Here is a 15,721-nt window from a genome sequence, read left to right as displayed (position 1 = left end):
GAGGTCCAGCGCCGTGCCCGTCGTGTATGTGCTCGGCGCATCTCGCTTGAACCCGCCCGGTGAGACGAAGCCGGTCGCCTGGGCATGGCCGAGATAGGTCTCCGGGGAGCGGAGGTGATCGAAGTCCGCCGCCATCTGCGGTCCGGCGCCGGCGACCGGCTGTATGGGGTCGGTGACGGGTTTGCCCGTGGCTTCCGAGAGCAGCTGCTGGAGAACACGCTCCGAGTTCGCATAGTCGCCTTCGCCCAGGATCCGGCGACGGACGCGACCGTCCCCGTCGAGGAAGTAGAACCCCGGCCAGGCTTGATTGCCGAACGCCCGCCAGACGCGGTAGTCGCTGTCGACCACCACCGGATAGGTGACGCCCAGCGCGGTGTTCGCGCGGGTGATGTTGGCGTGGTCCCGCTCGAAGGCGAACTCCGGCGTATGGACGCCGATCACGACAAGACCGCGGTCCTTGTACTTTTCTGCCCAGGCCTGGAGGTACGGCAGGGGCCGCAGACTGTTGATGCAGGAGTAGGTCCAGAAGTTCACCAGGACGACCTTGCCGCGCAGGTCCTCGGGCCCTGGCGGGGACGTGTTCAGCCAGGCCTTCGCGCCGATCAGCGAGCGCAAGGCGGGCGAAGCCGCTGGCCGGGAGACGGCCTTCGCCGTCGCCGCTGTGGGGTCTTGCAGGCTGCAGGCCGCCGCGAGCGCGACAACCCCGGCCAGGCCGGCGAGATGAAGACGGATCATCTGAAATCAGATCAACGTGATCTGGACATCGATGTTGCCGCGCGTGGCCTTCGAGTAGGGGCAGGTCTCGTGGGCCGCGTCGACCAGCGCCTGGGCCACGTGCGGCTCCAGGCCGGGCAGGCTGACGTTCAGGCGGGCCTGCAGCACATAGGCCTCGTCGGTGACGCCGAGGTCGACCTCGGCGTCGATGAAGAGGTCGCTCGGCAGCGCGACCTTCATGCGCCGGGCGGCGATGCCGATCGCGCCCTCGAAACAGGCAGACCAGCCCGCGGCGAAGAGCTGTTCCGGATTGGTGCCGGGGCGTGGTCCGCCCGGCGACGAGAGCCTGACGTCGAGTTGGCCGTCGTCGCTGCGCGAGGCGCCCTCCCGGCCGCCGGTGGTGTGGGTGCGGGCGGTGTAGAGCACGCGATCGATGTGCGTCATGGGTCGATTCCTTCTGGCGTGCGGCCGCCCCCAAACCCTCTGGCCGGTGGGGCGGCCTGGAAGCCCTTCAGGTAAACAACGGCGCGGCGCGAACCATTGGACCAAGGTGTCGGCGATACCTTGGTTGGGGCCTTCGCCCAGGACCGTGGACCGGCGCGGCCGTCCGCCCGCGGCGGCGACACCAAAGTGCAATGGCGGGGGCGGGACGGCGGCGTCACCTCATCGGTGAACGGGCCGCATCCGCGCGGCCTGCCTAGCAAGTCCGGAAGGCGCCCAACCATGGCCGACACCGTCAAGGCCGCCGCCGTGCAGATGAGCCCGGTTCTCTACAGCCGGGCAGGCACCGTGGAAAAGGTCGTCCGCAAGATCGCCGCGCTTGGCGCGCAGGGCGTTCGGTTCGCGACCTTCCCCGAGACCCTTGTCCCCTACTATCCCTACTTCGCCTTCCTGCAGGCGCCCTTCCAGATGGCGAGGGAGCACCTGCGCCTGATCGAGGAGGCCGTGACCGTGCCCTCGGCCGAGACCGAGGCGATCGGGGCCGCGGCGCGCGAGGCTGGCATGGTCGTCTCGATCGGCGTCAACGAGCGCGACGGCGGGACGCTCTACAACACCCAGCTTCTGTTCGACGCCGATGGCGCGCTGATCCAGCGCCGCCGCAAGCTGACGCCGACCTACCATGAGAAGATGGTCTGGGGTCAGGGCGACGCCTCCGGCCTGCGCGCGGTCGACAGCGCCGCAGGCCGCATCGGCCAGCTCGCCTGCTGGGAGCACTACATGCCGCTCGCCCGGTACGCCCTGATCGCCGACGGCGAGCAGATTCATTCAGCGATGTATCCGGGTTCGATCTTCGGGGCAGTGTTTTCGGGTCAGACCGAGGTGAACATCCGCCAGCACGCCCTGGAATCCGCCTGCTTCGTGGTGTGCGCCTCGGCGTGGCTCGACGCCGACCAGCAGGCGCGGATCGCGGCGGACACAGGCGGGCCGGTCGGGCCGATTTCCGGGGGATGCTTCACCGCCATCGCGGGCCCGGACGGCCAACTCATCGGCGAACCGCGTCTGTCGGGCGAAGGCGAGGTGATCGCCGACCTGGATTTCGCTCAGATCGTGCTGCGCAAGCGGCTGATGGACGCCCGCGGACACTACGGCCGCCCGGAACTGCTGAGCCTGCGGATCGACCGTGCGCCCGCCCCGCCCCTGCGAGAACCGATCGAGGCCGCGGCCCGCGGCCTCTCGTCAAAGGTGGAGAGGGCCAAGGCGAAAGAGGTCCGTTAGGGACCGCCTCCGGCGCTGCGGGCGCGGCCCTGGGATGGAGACGCGGGTCGTCAGCCCGCGCCGCCCTCAAGCATCGCCCTGAGACTCCAAAGGCGGCCTTCCGCCGCCTCGAGCCACCCGTCCAGAAGGCTCGCGGTGGCCAGATCGCCCAGCTCGTCACAGACGCCGTGGAGCTCGCGCAGCCGCCGCGCGAACGCGAATGTGTCGCCGAGCAGCGGGTTGAGGACCGCCGCGAGTTTCTCGCCCGCGTTCTCCCCGAGCGGCGGCGGCCGGGACGCCGCTTCAAGGGCTGGTCTTGCCGTCATGGCGGTTCTCCAGGATGAGCCAGGGCCCGAGCGCCGAGGCCAGGTGCGCGCCAAGGCGCAGTGGCCGCGGGCCGGTCGCCGCCATGGAAGGGGTCGGGTCCCGCGCGTCGATGGCACGAAGGTATCGGCGACACCTTCGTGCAATGGATCGGCCGCCCGGCCTCTCGTCTCATGAGCGCGGTCCGCCGGCCCGCGCGCAGCGCGTCGGCGTCCGGGGAGATCGCCATGACACTCGAGGAAGGCCCCCTGCCCGCGCCGGCGTCCCTCTGTCTCGTGGAGGAGATCAGCCATCGGGTCGTCAATGAGTATGCCGAGGCGATCTCCTCCCTCCGTCTCGCCGCGGCGCTTGTCGCCGGCGCGCCGGCGCGCGACGCCCTAAGGTCTGCGGCCGATCGACTTCGCGCCCAGGCCGAGGCGCACCGCGCACTACTTCCCCCGGCCCGCGGCCTCGTGAACCTGGCCGACCATGTCGGCCGGTTCTGCGCCCTGCTGGCGACGTCCACATTCTCGGCCAGGGGCGTCCGCTTCGCCGTGGAGGCCGAGGAGATCTGGCTCTCCGACGATCGGGCCTGGCGGCTGACGCTCATCCTGGCGGAACTCGTGCGCAATGCCGCCAGGCACGGGCTCGCGGGCGGCTCGGGGGCGATCCTGGTGCGCGTCGCGCGGGACGCCGGGCAGATCCATTGCCTCGTCTGCGACAACGGCGGCGCGCCCTGCGACCCCATCCCGGGCCGCGGTTCGCGGCTTACCCACGTGCTCGCCGCCGAACTTGGCGGGACCGTCGAGTGGACGTTCCTGCCCGGCGGCTGCCTGGCGCGGCTTCAGATTCCGGAGGGTCCGTCCATCGCCTCGTGCTAGGGCGCCACCAGGACGAGCCCGGCAGGAGGACGACGCCATGGACCGCCTCGAGGCAATGCGTGTGTTCGTGACCGTCCTGGACGAGGGCAGCCTGTCGGCCGCCGGCCGCGCCTTGCGGCGGTCTCCCGCGGCGATCACCCGGGCCGTCGCCGCCCTTGAGCGGTATCTGGGCGCGCCGCTCCTGGCGCGCACCACTCGCGCCATGCGCCTGACCAAGGCCGGCGAACTCTATGCGACGAACTGCCGCCGGATTCTGGCCGAGCTCGCCGACGCCGAAGCGCTCGTCGCCGGCGGACGCGAAACACCCCACGGCGTGCTCACCCTCTCGGCGCCGCCGGTCAGCGGGCAGGACATCCTGCGGCCGATCCTCGACAGCTTCCTGAAAGCCCACCCCGGCGTCTCGGCGCGGCTGCTGCTCCTCGACCGGCCGGTGAACTTGGTCGACGAGGGCGTGGATGTGGCGATGCGCGTGGGCGATCTGCCGGACTCGACCCTCGTCGCCGTGAAGGTCGGCGCCGACGTCCGCCGGGTGGTGGTCGGCGCCCCACGCTACCTGGCGACGGCGCCGCCCATCGCCACGCCGGGCGACCTCGCGGGCCACCAGATCGTGGCCATGGACAATTTTGGCGTCGATCGCTGGGTGTTTCCGGCCGGGGCCGGATCGCCCGGCGCCCGGACCGTGACCTTCGCTCCCCGGATCCTGGTCAACAGCGTGCCGGCGGCCATCGCCTCCAGCATCGCCGGCCTTGGGCTCACGCGGGTCTATTCCTACCATGCCGCCGAAGCGGTACGGCGCGGCGAGCTGGCGATCGTGCTCGCCGACGACGAGCCCGCGCCCCTCCCCGTCCACCTCATCGTCCAGCCTGCCCGCCTGCCCTCGCCGAGGGTGCGCGCCTTCCTCGACTTCGCGGCGCCGCGCCTGCGGCGCGCCTTCGCGGCGCTGAGCACGGGCGGGCCGGCGGGAGAGACGGCCTAGGGTTTCGGCTCGCCCCTGGCCCGGGCCGCCAGAACCTCGCGGTGTTCTAGCACCGGCAGGCCGCCGCGACCCCAGTTCTCCGTCTCGATCTCCTGGATCGTGACATGGGTCGAATCCAGGGGCTTGCCGAGCACGTCCAAAAGGAGATCGCTGACCCCCTTGAACAGTCGGGCCTTTTCCTCGGCGGTGGCGGCCTGCCGCTCCGGGCCCGAGCCTTCGCGGGTGATCATGATGTTGACGATCGGCATGGGGTTCTCTTCTGTTTCAGGGTGGCGGCGGACCGACCCGAGGCCGGCCCGCCGTTCAGTCACCAGTTGCCGGCGGCCTGGCCGCCATCGACGTGCAGGATCTCTCCCGTCACGAACTGGGCGTTCTCCAGATAGAGCACGCCGTCGATGGCCTCCTGGATCTCTCCCAGGCGCCCCAGTGGGTGCAGGCTCGCCAATCCGGCGTGGGTCTCCGGCGGGTGCATGGGCGTCTTGATGATGCCCAGCGCCACGGCGTTCACGCGGATGCCGCGGCCCGCATATTCGATGGCCAGGGACTTCGTGGCCGCGTTGAGGCCGCCCTTGGTGAGCGACGCCAGCACCGCGGGAACGCCGCGGATCGGCTTGTCGACCAGGCTCGTGCTGATCTGCACGACATGGCCCGAGCCCTGGGCCTCAAACCGGCGGATCGCGGCCTGGGTGATGAAGAAGAAGCCCGCGAGGTTGGTGCCGATGTTGGCCGCCCAGTCCTCGGCCGTGAACGCGGTGAAGGGTTTGGCGGTGAAGACGCCGGCATTGTTGATCAGGGTGTCGACCCGGCCGAAGCTCGCGACGGCTTCGGCGATCAGGCGCTCGGCGACCGCCGGGTCGGAGATGTCGCCGGCGAACGCCAGCACGTCGGGGTCCTCCGACGGACGGATCGACCGTGAATTTGCGACGACACGATAGCCCGCGTCCCGGTAGGCCTGGACCAGGCCCAGGCCGATGCCTTGGGAGGCGCCGGTGATGACGGCGACCTTGGATTGGCTGCTCATAATCTTGGTCTTCCTTTCTGCGTGATCCGGCGATGTCGAGGGCCGGCGATGACGAGGAGGTGGGAGATCTGACGGCGGGCCCGTAGCGCCGTCCGGCGACGAACTCCTTTGCGCGCCGTGGAGAGATCGCCCGTGCGATCGTCCGCGTCAGACCACCCGTTTCCCTGCGTGGACAACGACATACGAGCGCGCCCGGGGGCCCGCGGCGCAAGCACACGAAGGTATCGGGGACACCTAAGTGCAATTCCGCCTTTGCCGCGCGCGACCGATCCTTGGACCCGCGGGGCCCTGACGGCCCTGCCCATCGGCAGGAGAAAGACCGTGTTTCAGCCCTCGCAGACACGCCCGAGATCTCAGCGCGCGCGCGGCGTCGCCATCGGTTCCGTGAGCGCGGTCATCGCCCTTGCGCTGAGCCTGGGAGGGCCGGCGCCCGCCCACGCCGAGGCGCCGCCCGGGGCGGCGGGGGCGCCCTATGCCGGCATGCCGGCGATGGCGCCGATCGGCGTCAGGCCGGACCGCTACCTGCAGCTGCCCCAGGGCGCGGCAGGGCCGCCGATCGACGCCGCGAAGGGATACCGGCTCCAGGACCTCGGTCGTGGCCTCTACCTGGTGACCGACAACGCCTACCAGTCGATGTTCCTGGTCCACGAGACCGGGGTCGTGGTGGTCGACGCGCCGCCGGCCTACTCGAAGCGCCTGCGCCAGGCGATCGCGGAGGTCACCGATCGTCCGGTCACCCATATCGTCTACAGCCATGCGCACATCGACCATATCGGCGGGGCCTCGGACCTCGGCGGCAAGCCCATCCTCGTCGCCCATGATGAGACGAAGCGCTTGCTTCTGCGGGCCAAGGACCCCCGCCGGCCCATCCCAACGGTGACCTTCAAGGACCGCTACGTCCTCAAGGCGGGCGGCCAGACCCTTGAGCTGAGCTATCGCGGCGTGGCCCACCAGCCCGGCAACATCTTCATCTGGGCCCCGGAGCAGAAGACGTTGATGGTGGTCGACGTGGTGTTCCCGGGCTGGATGCCCTGGCGCCGCTTCGCCCTGGCGCAGGACGTCCCCGGCTACTTCCAGCAGGTGGCCGAGATCGACGAGATCCCCTTCGAGACCTTCGTGGGCGGCCATGTCGGCCGGGTGGGGACGCACGCCGACGTGCGCGCGCAACGGGCCTTCATGGTCGACCTGAAGGCCGCGGCCTCCGCCGCCCTGCAGAGCACAGCTCCTGGGGCGGAGATCGACCCGGACGACAGAACCAACCCCTGGGCGGTGTTCGACAACTACATCGACCGGGTGGCGGCCAAGTGCGTCAACGCGCTCACCCCGACCTGGCGGACGCGTCTCGCCGCCTTCGACGTCTACATCTGGGACCAGTGCTACGCGATGGAGCAGAGCCTTCGGATCGACTGAGTTCCCCGCCTCGCGACGACCGTGATCGAAGAAGGACAAACGCCATGACAGATATCGCCCGCGCCCTGCTGGCCGAAATGCTCGAAGCCCACGGGGGCGACCGATGGCGCGCGGCCGAGGGCGTCTCGTGCACCATCCTGACCGGCGGCGCGCTCTGGCCGCTCAAGGGGGCGCCGATCCCACCCGTGCCGCGCCGCGCAGAAAGCCGGTTTGGCCGGCAGTGGACGCGGGTCTCGCCCTTCGGCGAGCCGGACTGGACGATGACCTGGACACCGCAGGCCGTCGAGGTGACCACCGCGGCGGGCAAGGTCGTGGCCGGGCGGCTCGACGGGCGAGCGCATTTCGACCGCAGCCAGGACGGCCGCTGGGACCCGCTGAACCTCGCCTACTTCAACGGCTACGCGATGTGGACCTACCTGGCGACGCCCTTCGTGTTCGCGGACCCCGGCTACGAGGTCAGCCAAGCGCCGCCGGTCGAATGGGACGGGGAGCTCCTGCGCGGGGTGGAGATCCTGTTTCCGGAGCACATCCACTCCCATTCGCGGCGTCAGCGCTATTACGTGGGCGCGGACGGCCTCGTTCGGCGCCACGACTATGCGGTCGACGTGTGGGCCGACAACACCGCCGCCCACCTTGTCTCCGACTATGTCGCCATCGACGGCCTCCAGTTCCCGACGCGGCGCCGCGTCTATCCGCGTCGCCCGGACGGCACGGTGGACCTGTCGTTCAACACCGTCTCCATCGACCTCAGCGGCTATGACCTGTTCTGACCGCACCCGATCCTTTGGTGTCGGCGACACCTTGGTCCAATCGATCTCGGCCAGGGCGTCGGGTCTGATCTCCGTCGATCCGGCGCGCCGCGCCGGCGAAACTGGGAAGCGATCCGTGAACAGACCGAAGATGATGGCCTGGCTCCTGGTCTCGGCGGCGCTGGCAGCCCCGGCGCCCGGCCTGACCGCGCCCGTCGAGAGCAGCCCCGCCGCGCAAGCCCAAGCCCAATCGGCCACGTCCCCGATCCGCCTGACGCGCCACACGCCAGCCTTCTGGCGCGTCACCTTCAGCAACCCGCCCCTGAACATCACCGGCCCCGCCGAGATCCGCCGGCTGGCCCAGATCGTCGACCAGATCGAAGCCGACGCCAGCGTGAAGGTCGTCGTGTTCGACAGCGCGGTGCCCGGGTACTTCATGGCGCACTATGATCTGCTGAAACCGCTGGAGGACTCCACCGGCATGGCGCCGGGCCCCACTGGCCTGCATCCGGTTCCCGACCTCATGGTCCGCATCGCGCGGCTCAAGGCGGTCACCATCTCGTCCATCCGCGGGCGCGCCAGCGGCATCGGCAGCGAGATCGTACTCGCGACCGACATGCGCTTCGCCAGCCGCGAGAGGGCGGTGCTCTCCCAGTTCGAGGTCGGCGCGGGCTTCGCGCCGGGCGGCGGCCCAATGGCGCGCCTGCCACGCCTCGTGGGACGCGGCCGCGCCCTCGAAATCCTGATCGGGGCCGACGCGTTCGGCGGCGACTTGGCGGAGCGCTACGGCTATGTGAACCGCGCGCTTCCGGACGCCGACCTCGACGCCTTCGTCGATGGCCTCGCCACGCGCATCGCCTCGTTCGATCGGCAGGCGATCGCCGACACCAAGCGCCTCGTCGACCAGGCCAGCTTGCCGCCCGACCAGGAAATGCGCGCGGGCTGGGACGCCTTCATCACCTCGGTGCAGCGGCCCGCCGCCCAGGCGCGCGTGCAGGCGCTGGTCGCCCGAGGCCTGCAGCAGCCGGGCGAACTCGAGCGCGACCTCAACCAGCAGACCGCCAAGTACCGCGAGTGAGCGCGGCCCCGCCGCGGGCGCCGCCCGCGGTCAGGTCGCCCGAGTCCATACCCATCAACCCGATAGGAGAGTGAGATGTACACGAAGCTCCAACCCCCGACCCGCCGCGGCGTGATCGCGACCGCGACCGCCGCCGGGGCCATAAGCATGTTGCCCGCGACCGAGGCCGCTGGAGCCGGAGCCGGAGCCGCCAAGGACGGCGCCGCCATCCGCCCGTTCCACGTTCGTTTTCCGCAACAGGCCCTGGCCGATCTGCGCCAGCGCCTGCGGATGACCCGCTGGCCCGACAAGGAGACCGTCGGCGACACGTCGCAGGGCGCGAGACTGGCCGACCTGCAGGAGCTCGTTCGGTACTGGGGCGGCGACTACGACTGGCGCAAGGCCGAAGCCACGCTCAACGCCCTGCCCCAATTCATGACCAGCATCGACGGCGTGGACATCCACTTCATCCACGTTCGTTCGCGGCATGAGAACGCGGCGGCAATGATCATCACCCACGGTTGGCCGGGCTCGGTCTTCGAGCAGATCAAGCTCATTGGCCCGCTGACGGATCCGACCGCGTTCGGCGGCCGGGCCGAGGACGCCTTCGATGTCGTCATCCCGTCCCTGCCCGGCTTCGGCTTTTCGGCCAAGCCGACCGTCGTGGGATGGGGGTCGGAGCGCATCGGCCTCGCATGGGACGTTCTGATGACGCGGCTCGGCTACACGGGCTATTTCGCCCAGGGCGGGGACTGGGGCGCGGGCGTGGTCCAGGCCATGGGGCGCCAAGCGCCCTCCGGGCTTCTCGGCATCCACACCAACCTGCCGGCGACCATACCCGACGATGTCGGCCCCGCGCTCGGGGGCGGTCCGCTCCCGGCGGGACTGTCGCCCGAAGAACGGGCGACAGTCGAACAGCTCAAGGCCTTCGGCCAGGGCGGAAACCTCGCCTATGTGAAAATGATGAACGCGCGCCCGCAAGCCGTCGGCTACGGCCTGACGGACTCGCCCGCCGGCCTGGCCGGATGGATGCTCATGCATCCCGGGTTCGCGCACTGGTCGTACGGCAAGGATATCCACCAGTCGCCGACACGAGATGACGTGCTGGACAACTTCACGCTCTACTGGCTGACCAACAGCGCATCCTCCTCGGCCAGGATCTACTGGGAAAATCGCGGGCAGGAGCTCATCAGCGCCGGCTCCCAGAAAACAGACCAGATCTCTGTGCCGGTGGCGGTGACCGTGTTTCCGGACGAGGTCTACCGCCCCCCGCGAACTTGGGCGAAGCGCGCCTTTCGCAAGCTGGTCTACTTCCAACCCGGCGAGAAGGGCGGCCATTTCGCGGCGTGGGAATACCCCGAGCTGTTTGCGGCGGAGCTCCGCGCCGCCTTCGCGCCGCTGCGCCGCGGATCGTCGAGCGCCGCCCTCTGATCCGACAGCGACGGCGTCCGCCAGCGCGGGCGCCGCACGCCCGACACTTCCAAACCGAAAAGGAGGCAGACATGCCTAGAATCTTAGTGGCGACAGCCTGCGCGTTGGTGTTGAGCGGCTTGGGGCCGCTCACGGCTCACGCCCAGGCCCAGGCCCAGGCGTCCGGTGTCCGGCGCACCGACTACCAGCGCCATGACCTGAGTGCTCCTGGTCGGGAGGTCATCCAGGCCAAGGTCGAACTCGACCCCGGCGTGACGAGCGTCGTCCATCGCCACCCCGGTGAGGAGATCATCTATGTCCTGGAAGGCGTCCTTGAGTACGAGGTCGAGGGCATGGCGCCCGTGACCGTGAAGACCGGCGACGTGCTCTTCATTCCAGCCGGGAAGGTCCACTCGGCGAAGAATGTCGGCAGCGGGAACGGCGCGGAACTGGCGACCTATTTCGTTGAGAAGGGAAAGCCGCTGCTGGAAATCGTCAAGTGAAGGGTGGAGGCCCTCGCGGCGGCGCGAGCCTGACGCCCAACTCTAGTTCATCTATCGCCGCTAAGTGACCCCGCGGCTGCAATGAGCCCAAGGCCGAGGCTCAAATCGCTGGGAGTACGAGGAATAGGAACCTTCGAACCTCGTGACCGGAGTGCGCCACAAGCGGAAGATTGGCGATGGTCTAAAAGCAGACCTCCTTTGCCAACGATTGGTTGGTGACTCTCAAACTGATCGGATGGGCGCGGGCGACCAACACGGGGTTCGCGAACACCAAGACGAATGCTGTCGCCAGGCCAATCCGCCAAGACATCAGTCTCTCCGGTGGCAGGTGGCCAAGACGCCGGCGCCGGTGTGTGTCTTGCTGGGAGAACGTGATCTTCGTCAATGACGAGCCAGGGACGCAGCAGCATCCTCATAAGCGGAGGTTGCGCCTGACCCGGACGGATCACGCCAACTTCGTGGTGGAGGTGATGATCTCGTGCTCTCCCGTCCGGCTTTCGAAGCTGAGGCCCGCCAGCTATGACACCGGCTCGCATCAAGTGGCGATCGACTGCGATCCAAGTCTGCGCCTTCCGCGCCACATGATGCAGCGCTTCCAGATCGTGGCGGGCGAGGGCGTAGGCAACGCCCAAGGGCGCGCCGTCCCCAAGCACTTCGAGGGCCGCGTCTGGGTCCGCCTGAACGACTATCGCGACCGTCCAGGGCAGACGGTCAACGGCCTCAGCCTGTCAGATTTCACAGAGTACGACGCCGACGGGCTGGCACGCTTCTTCGAGACGGCGCGGGCTCTCAATGTCGAAATGCGCATGGGCGTCGCACCCTTAAGCGGCGCCCCTGTCTCAGTGATCCGCGCGAAATGAGCCTGTTCTGGCAACTGTTCGCCGCGACTCTGCTCGTAGGCTTCACCGCGCTCCTACACCTTGCCGGCCTCGCGGGTCTGATCGCTCTCATTCAGGCACACGGAAAGCGCGTGAGAACGCCGCATGTACGGCTCAATCAGGCGCTTCTCGTACTCGTTGCGGTTTTTGCGTTGATTGCTCTCCACGGCGTTGAAATCTGGCTCTATGCGACCGTCTACGCACTCGTGGGCGAGTTCCCGGCCTTCGAGGACGCGCTCTACTTTTCGACCTCGACCTACGCGACGATCGGCTATGGCGATCTGGTGCTGTCTCCCGCCTGGCGCATCGTTGGCGCAATAGAGGGTGTCAACGGCATCATTCTACTTGGGTGGTCGACCGCCTTCTTTGTTTCAATCGTTGGCCGATTGGCGGAGCTCGAACGCGACGACCCGCCCTAGGACATGCGCCGCCGCTGGCCGCCGGCCCCCGCAAACGGGGCTTGGGAATGACGGCTAGGAGCCCTCAGCGGACCTTCTCCAAGTGCTGCGACTTTCGCTCCTTTTCTGATGTCCGCGCGCCTCAGGCGCCATTGCGCCGAAATCGCAAATTTCCTCGGAGCGTGGGGTACGGTGCGTGCGCGCAGACGTGGGACCCCCACCCCGGAGGTCGGGTCCGGCAGGAGGCAAATCCGCCCGGCCTCATGACTTACCCTCAGGCAAGGAGACGCGCACCCGTTCTGGCGGCCGCAACGATCCCCTGACGGGTGTTAGCGCAGGTTCTCAGCACCACATGAACGTCATTCCGACGAGACCAGGGCGAGGCCCGGTCTGTTAGTGAGGCCTGAGCGGCTATTTGGAGCTGTTCGCGCCAACTTCAGCGATGGATTTGGTGCGACTCCTTGCTCAGGACGCGCGTGAAGCGCGCGAGATCCGACGCATGCCGCAAGAAGACCTGGCCCACGAAGCGGGGCTGCAGCGCGTTTGCCGTAGCTATCTGGAGCGAGGCACGTCAACCAACCGTGCGTGCCTTCGGACGCCTGGTGGCCGCGCTTGGTGTTCCAACAGACACCGTCCTCGCCGGGTCAGCCTGAAGGCCGATGACTGCCTGATGGCCGGGGTGACGCCGACCAACGATATTTCTGCAGGCGGCATGAACGTGCTTGCGCACTGAGCGACTACATCGCGCACCACCGAGAACCAGCCGCCCGCTATGGCCAGCCGGATGTGGGTGTGATTGTGGGGTAGATGAAAAACGGTCCGCTAAGTCTTTCATTTCCCGAGGGAAGTGGCGGTGACGCAGGGATTCGAACCCTGGATACGCTTTCACGTATGACGATTTAGCAAACCGTTGCCTTCAGCCACTCGGCCACGTCACCATCTGATTTTATCCGGGTTTTCTCCCGGCCCGGCGCAGGTTTCGCGGTCGGCTGGATCGTCCCGCCCGCACGTCCCTCCGAAGGGACGGTTCTAATAGCCGAAGGCTTAGGAACGGGCAACGCGGCGATGCGAATTTGGTTGTGGGGGCGCCGACGCGAACACGAAAGCGCCGCCGGTCATGGACCGACGGCGCCGTCGTTACGCGGAAACTCGAAAGCTTAGGCGAAGGCCAGGGTCTGACGACGACGCTGGTTGCGCACCATGCCGCCAACGGCGCCGAAGCCGATGATCATCATCGCCCAGGTGGCCGGTTCCGGCACGGCCGAGACGCCGTAGCGAACCTGGCCGAAAGCGAAGTCGGTGTCGCTGCTGACCACGGCCCGGTCGAACGTGCCCGAGGCGGCCATGAGGCGGGCGCCGGCGCTGCCGTTCACCGCGCGGCTGATCGAGCCCTGCAGGGTGGCTCCGAGATAGTAGTCGACGGTGAAGTTGCGCACGTCGAACGGATTGCCCTCGACCTCAAAGCCGAAGATGCCCATCGGGGCGCTGGACTGGAAGGTGATGGTGGTCAGGCCGTTGGTGTAGGCGATCTTCGGGGTCGAACCCTCAGTGTCCGGGGGCGAACCCCAGGTGGACCAGCCGGAGCCGACCGTACGGGCTTCCGAGGTATCGAACGTCACGGTCAGGATGCCGTCGGTGACGCTGGAGACCGACGTGAAGTCGGCCGCGGTGATCGGCAACAGGACGGTGGACGAGGTGTAGGCCACGTCTGGGGTCATGATCTGGGTCACAGCCGCCGACGCCGGCTGGGCGGCGAGAAGGACGAGACCTGCGGTAAGCACGGCGAACTGTTTCATGGGGGGACTCCAGGGTTGTTTGACAACCCGTCCTCGCAAGCCCGGCGCCATCTCGCCGCAATTCCGCCGCTATCAGGACCACGATCATCCACAGCCCCCTACACGCTATAGGCGTGAAAAGATTGAGGAATTGCAGGTAAGTCGTTTACCGAACTTCGTTATGCTGACCCCATGTCGCGCCTCCCCGTCACCTACAAGTCCTCGTCCGACCGGCGCGATCCGCTCCTGACGCCGACACGCCTGTTCCTCGCCGCCCTGTTGGCGGGATCCTTGGTTCTCCTGGCTTGGGTGCTCAGTTTCGGGTGAGCGACGCCTCAGCGTTAACCGGTCGCTGAGGCCCGGTGTGGCAAGCTGTCGCCACCTTCCGCCGCATCCGCCCCTGGTCGTTCATGCCCACCGCCGTCAAACTGGAACGTCAGCCCACGTCCGAGGAGCCCGCCGACGACTCGATCGGTCCGGCCGACGATTTGTGGGGCGAACGCCGCGGCCCCCTTCGGCCCGAGCGCCTGAGTCCGACCCGCACGAGGCTTTCGGGCCGGATGCTGACGCGGTTCTTCCAAGCCGGGGACGGCCTGGCCCTGATCGGCGCGGCGCTGGTGGCCCAGGCGCTGTCCGGCGCGACGGGCGTATCGCCGATGCATGCGGCCGCGGGCCTGGCCGCCTTCGTCGGGCTGCAGCTCTTTGACACCTATCGTCTGGGCCGAGGCGAAGACCTGGCCCTGCACCTGACCCGGGTCACGGTCGCCGTGGCTGTCGGGACCGCCGCCTGCTTCGCCGTGGCCGCGCCGTTCGTTGGGCTGTCGCCCCTGGCCGCCGCGCTTGGACTGTGGACCCCGCTGGCCGTGCTGGGCATGGTCCTGACCCACGCTGTCTGGTGGCTGAACGTTCGCCGCTGGCGAGCGAACGGCCGCCTCACGCCCAACATCGTCATCGTCGGCGCGACCGGCGCGGCCGAGCGCCTGATCGGCGCGGTTCTTAAGAACCGCGAGGCCAACGTGCTGGGCATTTTCGACGACCGCGCCGCCCGCGCGCCCAAGCGTGTTCGTGACGTCCCCGTGCTGGGCGACACCCAGGCGCTGCTGGACCACCGGATCATGCCCTATGTGGACCGGATCGTGGTCACCGTGCCGTCAGGCGCCCGCGATCGCGTTCGCGCCCTGCTGGCGCGACTGGAAGTGCTGCCCAATGAGATCACCCTTCTGCTGGACCGCGACGGGGCCGCCGAGGAATCAGTCGCCATCGGCCGCATCGCAGACCTGCCTCTGACCCGGATCTCCGGCAGTCAGGTCGATCACGGCAAGGCGCTGGCCAAACGGGTTCAGGACCTGGTCATCGGCACGATCGCCCTGATCGTCTTCGGCCCGCTGATGCTGTTCGTGGCCGTCGCCGTGCGCATGGACAGCCCGGGTCCCGCGCTGTTCCGCCAGCGTCGCCACGGTTTCAACAACGAAGAGATCGTGGTCTGGAAATTCCGTTCGATGCGGATCGAGGCCGCTGACGCCAAGGCCGCCCGCCAGGTGAGCGTCGGCGACGACCGCGTCACCCGGGTCGGTCGCTTCATCCGCAAGACCAGCCTCGACGAACTGCCGCAGCTCTTCAACGTTTTGGCCGGCGAGATGTCCCTGGTCGGTCCCCGCCCCCACGCCATCGGCATGAAGACCGGCGATGTGGAAAGCCATCTGCTGGTCGCCGAGTACGCCCACCGCCATCGCATGAAGCCCGGCATGACCGGCTGGGCCGCCATCCACGGCTCGCGCGGCGCCATCGACACGCCTGACCTGGTCAAGCAGCGGGTCTCACTGGACGTCGAGTACATCGAACGCCAGTCCTTCTGGATCGACCTCTACATCATGCTCATGACCGTGCCCTGCCTGCTGGGCGACTCCGACACCGTTCGGTAGCGGGGGTCCGCGGCGATGTTCTGGCGCGG

General features: G+C 68.4%; 19 protein-coding genes and 1 tRNA gene. 13 read left to right on the top strand and 7 right to left on the bottom strand.

Features of this window, described 5'->3' with window-relative positions; all coding sequences use genetic code 11:
* Both RMO04_RS02990 and RMO04_RS02985 read right to left on the bottom strand, forming a co-directional pair.
* Positions 1-735 (bottom strand): redoxin domain-containing protein (locus RMO04_RS02990; protein ID WP_309643309.1); only part of this gene is annotated, 735 nt, incomplete at its 3' end.
* A gap of 6 nt (positions 736-741) precedes the next feature.
* Entirely contained in the window at positions 742-1,158 is a 417-nt protein-coding gene (locus RMO04_RS02985) for an organic hydroperoxide resistance protein (RefSeq protein ID WP_309643308.1), read from the bottom strand.
* Between the two features lie 279 nt (positions 1,159-1,437).
* Between RMO04_RS02985 and RMO04_RS02980 the strand changes: the two genes are divergently transcribed.
* Complete coding sequence (locus RMO04_RS02980) at positions 1,438-2,430, top strand: nitrilase-related carbon-nitrogen hydrolase (RefSeq protein WP_309643307.1); 993 nt, start codon at positions 1,438-1,440, stop codon at positions 2,428-2,430.
* Positions 2,431-2,480: 50 nt separating this feature from the next.
* Here RMO04_RS02980 and RMO04_RS02975 read toward each other — a convergent pair whose 3' ends face one another.
* The gene (locus RMO04_RS02975; protein ID WP_309643306.1) at positions 2,481-2,735 is read right to left on the bottom strand and encodes a ferritin-like domain-containing protein; all 255 of its coding nucleotides are present in this window, start codon (positions 2,733-2,735) and stop codon (positions 2,481-2,483) included.
* A gap of 225 nt (positions 2,736-2,960) precedes the next feature.
* Between RMO04_RS02975 and RMO04_RS02970 the strand changes: the two genes are divergently transcribed.
* Together RMO04_RS02970 and RMO04_RS02965 are read left to right on the top strand one after the other, a co-directional pair.
* A complete protein-coding gene (locus RMO04_RS02970; RefSeq protein WP_309643305.1) occupies positions 2,961-3,593 on the top strand; it encodes a sensor histidine kinase in 633 nt (210 codons plus the stop codon).
* 37 nt (positions 3,594-3,630) lie between these two features.
* Positions 3,631-4,569 (top strand): LysR family transcriptional regulator, encoded by a 939-nt coding sequence (locus tag RMO04_RS02965; RefSeq protein WP_309643304.1) that lies wholly within the window; start codon positions 3,631-3,633, stop codon positions 4,567-4,569.
* Here RMO04_RS02965 and RMO04_RS02960 read toward each other — a convergent pair.
* Together RMO04_RS02960 and RMO04_RS02955 are read right to left on the bottom strand one after the other, a co-directional pair.
* The gene (locus RMO04_RS02960) at positions 4,566-4,817 is read right to left on the bottom strand and encodes a 4-oxalocrotonate tautomerase family protein (RefSeq protein ID WP_309643303.1); all 252 of its coding nucleotides are present in this window, start codon (positions 4,815-4,817) and stop codon (positions 4,566-4,568) included. The genes RMO04_RS02965 and RMO04_RS02960 overlap by 4 nt on opposite strands.
* Positions 4,818-4,876: 59 nt before the next feature.
* The gene (locus RMO04_RS02955) at positions 4,877-5,590 is read right to left on the bottom strand and encodes an SDR family oxidoreductase (RefSeq protein WP_309643302.1); all 714 of its coding nucleotides are present in this window, start codon (positions 5,588-5,590) and stop codon (positions 4,877-4,879) included.
* Between the two features lie 321 nt (positions 5,591-5,911).
* On the opposite strand from RMO04_RS02955, the gene RMO04_RS02950 reads away from it, so the two are divergent.
* The 8 genes from RMO04_RS02950 to RMO04_RS02915 all read left to right on the top strand — a co-directional run bounded on the left by RMO04_RS02950 (position 5,912) and on the right by RMO04_RS02915 (position 12,728).
* Positions 5,912-7,000 (top strand): MBL fold metallo-hydrolase, encoded by a 1,089-nt coding sequence (locus RMO04_RS02950; RefSeq protein ID WP_309643301.1) that lies wholly within the window; start codon positions 5,912-5,914, stop codon positions 6,998-7,000.
* A gap of 44 nt (positions 7,001-7,044) precedes the next feature.
* Positions 7,045-7,770 (top strand): hypothetical protein, encoded by a 726-nt coding sequence (locus RMO04_RS02945; protein WP_309643300.1) that lies wholly within the window; start codon positions 7,045-7,047, stop codon positions 7,768-7,770.
* Between the two features lie 115 nt (positions 7,771-7,885).
* A complete protein-coding gene (locus RMO04_RS02940) occupies positions 7,886-8,827 on the top strand; it encodes an enoyl-CoA hydratase/isomerase family protein (RefSeq protein WP_309643299.1) in 942 nt (313 codons plus the stop codon).
* 75 nt (positions 8,828-8,902) lie between these two features.
* Positions 8,903-10,237 carry an epoxide hydrolase gene (locus RMO04_RS02935; RefSeq protein ID WP_309643298.1) on the top strand — a complete coding sequence of 445 codons (1,335 nt, stop codon included), beginning with the start codon at positions 8,903-8,905 and terminating at the stop codon, positions 10,235-10,237.
* A 71-nt stretch (positions 10,238-10,308) separates the two neighbouring features.
* Complete coding sequence (locus RMO04_RS02930) at positions 10,309-10,719, top strand: cupin domain-containing protein (RefSeq protein ID WP_309643297.1); 411 nt, start codon at positions 10,309-10,311, stop codon at positions 10,717-10,719.
* A gap of 371 nt (positions 10,720-11,090) precedes the next feature.
* On the top strand, positions 11,091-11,579 hold the full coding sequence (locus tag RMO04_RS02925) for a hypothetical protein (RefSeq protein ID WP_309643296.1): 489 nt from the start codon (positions 11,091-11,093) through the stop codon (positions 11,577-11,579).
* Positions 11,576-12,016 carry a potassium channel family protein gene (locus RMO04_RS02920; protein ID WP_309643295.1) on the top strand — a complete coding sequence of 147 codons (441 nt, stop codon included), beginning with the start codon at positions 11,576-11,578 and terminating at the stop codon, positions 12,014-12,016. The genes RMO04_RS02925 and RMO04_RS02920 overlap by 4 nt, the downstream gene beginning before the upstream one ends.
* A 394-nt stretch (positions 12,017-12,410) precedes the next feature.
* The gene (locus RMO04_RS02915) at positions 12,411-12,728 is read left to right on the top strand and encodes a hypothetical protein (protein ID WP_309643294.1); all 318 of its coding nucleotides are present in this window, start codon (positions 12,411-12,413) and stop codon (positions 12,726-12,728) included.
* A gap of 115 nt (positions 12,729-12,843) precedes the next feature.
* Here the strand turns inward: RMO04_RS02915 and RMO04_RS02910 are convergent.
* Together RMO04_RS02910 and RMO04_RS02905 are read right to left on the bottom strand one after the other, a co-directional pair.
* Positions 12,844-12,933: transfer RNA gene (locus tag RMO04_RS02910), tRNA-Ser, on the bottom strand.
* A gap of 219 nt (positions 12,934-13,152) precedes the next feature.
* A complete protein-coding gene (locus RMO04_RS02905; RefSeq protein ID WP_309643293.1) occupies positions 13,153-13,791 on the bottom strand; it encodes a PEPxxWA-CTERM sorting domain-containing protein in 639 nt (212 codons plus the stop codon).
* Between the two features lie 171 nt (positions 13,792-13,962).
* Here RMO04_RS02905 and RMO04_RS02900 point away from each other — a divergent pair, with 171 nt between their 5' ends.
* Together RMO04_RS02900 and RMO04_RS02895 are read left to right on the top strand one after the other, a co-directional pair.
* Entirely contained in the window at positions 13,963-14,097 is a 135-nt protein-coding gene (locus tag RMO04_RS02900) for a hypothetical protein (RefSeq protein ID WP_309643292.1), read from the top strand.
* 35 nt (positions 14,098-14,132) lie between these two features.
* The gene (locus tag RMO04_RS02895) at positions 14,133-15,692 is read left to right on the top strand and encodes an exopolysaccharide biosynthesis polyprenyl glycosylphosphotransferase (RefSeq protein WP_309643291.1); all 1,560 of its coding nucleotides are present in this window, start codon (positions 14,133-14,135) and stop codon (positions 15,690-15,692) included.
* The last annotated feature ends 29 nt before the right edge of the window (positions 15,693-15,721 follow it).

Source organism: Phenylobacterium sp. (genome assembly GCF_031412415.1).
GTDB lineage: Bacteria > Pseudomonadota > Alphaproteobacteria > Caulobacterales > Caulobacteraceae > Phenylobacterium.
Note: the sequence above shows the minus strand (reverse complement) of the source record. Positions and strands in the feature narration are given on the sequence as shown.